The organism is Magnetovibrio blakemorei, assembly GCF_001746755.1.
In the GTDB taxonomy this organism is placed as follows: domain Bacteria; phylum Pseudomonadota; class Alphaproteobacteria; order Rhodospirillales; family Magnetovibrionaceae; genus Magnetovibrio; species Magnetovibrio blakemorei.
The window spans coordinates 1-3,896 of record NZ_MCGG01000058.1 but is presented as its reverse complement, the minus strand read 5'-3'; the positions used below and the strand labels follow the sequence as shown (position 1 = coordinate 3,896).

Below are 3,896 nucleotides of genomic sequence, written 5' to 3'. Positions count from 1 at the left end.
TCCGACACCGTCGCCCAGGCCGCGCAAATGACTGGTGTCGATCCCGAGCGGATTTATGCCGATAGGGGCTATCGCGGCCATAATTACGAGGGCGAGGCCTCGGTCATGCTGTCCGGACACAAGCGCGGATTGAGCCCCCAAATGAAGCGTGAGTTGAAACGAAGATCGGCCATCGAGGCGACCATCGGGCATATGAAAACCGATGGCAGGCTTGATCGAAACTTCCTAAAAGGCCAAACTGGCGACGCCATCAACGCTCTGCTGGTTGCCGCAGGCCACAACATGCGCCTGATCCTCAACGCCCTGGCATTTTGGCTTGCCTGGATCATGAGCGTGACAGAAAAGACAGTCAAAATAGTAAAAACGGATACTTCCCGACTTATGATCCGATACCAAACATCAATGGCTTAGGCATTGTTCAGGGCGAACTATATTTCGCCCAAAGGTCGATTGCGCCAAGCAGACAACTCGTCATCCAGCAATTTTGTTGCCCGACTAACTTGTGTGCTGGACAGGCTCTCAATACCGAACTCTTTCATGACGGCCTCGGCATCACGGGTTGAGACACCTTTGATGTACATTTCAGCAACGGCTAACATGACAGCACGACTGGAGCGTCGCCCTCGTTCCAGAGACTGGGGATAGAACGGCTCGCCGCAATCCTCCGAGAGGCCCGCCGTCTTGGGCACATTGAGGTGCAGGGTGCCCGCCGGGGTATCAAGCATTTTGGTTTTGTAGCCGTTGGCGTAGCCGCGCCGTCCGGCAGACCGCTCATAATGTCCGGCCTGCAGAAACTGCTCGCGCTCAATGCGCATGGCCAGATCAAACAGCCCGGCAAACACCGATGCCATATCCTCTGCCCCGTTCGAAATTATCTGTTCCATCAATTGTTCTATGTCTGTATCGTGTTGTTGCCGCATTTTGTAACCTCCATGGTGGTTTGGTTGCTTTCATGGAATAACAAAATAACGGATCTCCCCACCGGGGGCATGCCCCCGGTGGGGCACGAAGCACAAACTCCAAATGAATTTCCAGACGTCAGGTTACATGAACAATGCCCTGAGAAGTTATGGTCTGATTTTATAGAAGTAAAGGGCACCTCTATAAATACCCCCTCACCTGACAAGGTCTGATAGAATCCCCTTAGCGTGATTTTCGGGATTTGGGATGATGAACATGAGCCAACTGGGATTTTTTGACATCGCCAATCGGTATGCTGGATTGGATGCCAAAAACGACCCGCTTGTCAAAATTGACGCCGTGGTTCCGTGGGAGAATTTCCGTCCGCGTCTTGAGGCGGCATGGCGCAAACCACCCGAGGCCCGTAAATCATCTGCCGGTCGCAAACCCTTGGATGCGGTGATGATGTTTAAGGTGATCGTGCTGTGTTCGCTTTACAACTTGTCCGACGATCAGGTCGAATATCAAATCCGCGACCGTCTCTCGTTCATGCGGTTTTTAGGCTTAGGTCTTGAGGGCAAGGTCCCTGATGCCAAGACGGTGTGGCTGTACCGAGATCAGCTTGCAGAGGTTGGTGTGATTGATGCGTTGTTCGCGGACTTTGATGACTATTTGAAGGACCAGGGATACCTGGCGATGGGTGGTCAAATCATTGACGCCTCCATCGTCTCCGTTCCGACCCAGCACAACAGCCGGGATGAAAATACAACGATCAAAGCTGGTGAGACACCAGAAGACTGGGCCAGCAAACCCGCCAAGCGCTGCCAGAAAGATGTGGATGCGCGGTGGACCAAAAAACATGGCAAAAGCCATTATGGTTACAAGAACCACATCAATGTTGACCGTCGGCATAAGCTGGTGCGTCGTTACCATGTGACGGATGCTTCGGTGCATGACAGCCAAGTCGTAGAGGCCATTCTCGACGCGAACAACACCGCATCCGATGTATGGGCCGACAGCGCTTATCGCTCGGCAGAAATTGAATCGATGCTGGCGGGCAAGGGCCTGACGAGCCGTATCCATCGCAAGGGCCGCCGCAACAAATCTCTGACCAAGCGGGAGGAGAAAGGTAACAATACACGTTCAAAAGTTCGGGTGCGCGTGGAACATATTTTTGGCGCACAAAGCAACGATATGGGTGGAACGCTGGTGCGCAGCATTGGACTGGTTCGCGCTAAGGCACGGATCGGCCTCAAAAACCTTAGCTACAACATGCGCCGTTTGGTTCAGTTGGAGCGTCTGGCGACCGCATCTCCTTAAGGATTCAGGGGTGACCCGCCTGATGCGGAGGGGTCACAGAGCAATTGCCCCGCAGGGTGGTGTAAAACCCTGAGATTTTATGTCAAAAAACTTTTCGACGGGCGTTAAATGGCCTAACTTTCGGTCAACAGGGTATTGTTCGAGGTGCCCTAAAGAATGACAGCAAGGCTTCTAAATTTACATCGATGTCCAAGCATCACTGAGTAATCGGAAAGACAATGAAATTTAAACAAACAATTTTGGTCGTAGATGATGACATTAAACAAATCAGAAAACCACTGGTTCGTCAGTTAAGACGCCTGTTTGACGAATACGATATTTTGGAAGCCGGTAATGGCAAAGAAGCTATTGCTCTTATTGCAGTGCATCGACCTGCCTTAGTTATTTTGGATCTGATGATGCCAGTCATGAATGGTATAGATACACTGCAGGAGCTTGCACATCAGGGGCTTATGAAAGGGTCTCGTATTATTATCTACACTGCTGCTTCAGATGACAATGTTAAACTCCAGGCCCTGAAGATGGGGGCCCTGGATTTTCTGGAGAAGACCACGCCCTTTGATGAACTTAATATACGCATAAGAAACTTCTTAGATTTACAGCCATTAGAAGAACTTCATCAAACGCCAGAGCCTGTAGTCAAATGGGAACACGAGTCGCAGTCAGATGTGCAAGCTGATCTAAGTCTAAGTGCAACGGATCCTCAAAATTTAACTGAACTGAAAGATATGGTTGAATCTGAGGGCGCATTAGCTTCAATAAACGACAGCCCCGAAGATCCTACATGTGACTTAGGCGGCCCAGAAGAAATGTCAGAAACGATTGCTTTTGGAGAACAACAATTACACAATAATGATGAAGAAATTAATTCAGAAGTAAATACAGAAACGCCTATTGACAAACAATCATCTGAAGCACAGCTATCAAAATTGTCTCATATGCCAGGCGAATTTGCACTAGCTATGGAAAAAATAAATCGCCCAAAGCTTCCTGTCCCTCATAATATGCATATTAACAAAAAATATCATAAACAAAGTCCATCTCATTTTATAAAAAGTTTAATTAATTTATGGTTACTCAAGCATGTCGTTACCGGCGCAATTTTAATTTTAGGAGTATTCGGGAGCGCTCATTTTTTGTTTAATAAAACTGATTACGATCCGAATTTGCAACTTTTAGCGCTTACTGCATTTTATAACGACAACCCTTTTGCAGATGTATCTACAACGCGCAACTGGATCTTAAAAGATATTTTGATTTCTAAAAAAATAATGATGTGGTCAAAAACGGAAGTGAAATTTTTAGTTATTGTTGAAATTGATAATGCGATTGATCTGCATGGTATTAAAGTTCAAAGCAAAATGAACAAAATGCGAACTGCGGAACTAGCCTGCCCTAATATGGCGGATAGTATTATTAATACATTAAATACAGAAAGTAGAGTTTGGATTCGCTTGAAATCCAAAGGTGAGATACTCGTGGATTCAATTTGTCCACAATAGATTAGTGCAGCTAAATGTACGGATTAAATTTTATCAAGAGGAATAAGTAGACAGCACCTTCGAGATTTATCGTAAGCGGTGCGATGATCACACCAATGACAAAAATATGGTCGCCATATACTCCAAGCCATTAGACACGGCGAGATTGACTTGAAGTCCATTGATGCTAATTAC

4 protein-coding genes are annotated in these 3,896 nt (G+C 47.2%); 3 read left to right on the top strand and 1 reads right to left on the bottom strand.

Annotation, left to right across the window (positions count from 1 at the left end; genetic code table 11):
• Window positions 1-411, top strand: a 411-nt coding sequence (locus tag BEN30_RS14610; RefSeq protein ID WP_170827049.1) for a transposase, incomplete at its 5' end; no start/stop codon positions are given.
• A 17-nt stretch (window positions 412-428) separates the two neighbouring features.
• On the opposite strand, the gene BEN30_RS14605 is transcribed toward BEN30_RS14610, so the two are convergent.
• On the bottom strand, window positions 429-920 hold the full coding sequence (locus BEN30_RS14605) for a transposase (RefSeq protein WP_084005612.1): 492 nt from the start codon (window positions 918-920) through the stop codon (window positions 429-431).
• A gap of 256 nt (window positions 921-1,176) precedes the next feature.
• Between BEN30_RS14605 and BEN30_RS14600 the strand changes: the two genes are divergently transcribed.
• Both BEN30_RS14600 and BEN30_RS14595 read left to right on the top strand, forming a co-directional pair.
• Entirely contained in the window at window positions 1,177-2,220 is a 1,044-nt protein-coding gene (locus tag BEN30_RS14600; protein WP_069959075.1) for an IS5 family transposase, read from the top strand.
• A 218-nt stretch (window positions 2,221-2,438) separates the two neighbouring features.
• The gene (locus tag BEN30_RS14595; protein ID WP_069959072.1) at window positions 2,439-3,722 is read left to right on the top strand and encodes a response regulator; all 1,284 of its coding nucleotides are present in this window, start codon (window positions 2,439-2,441) and stop codon (window positions 3,720-3,722) included.
• Window positions 3,723-3,896 lie beyond the last annotated feature (174 nt).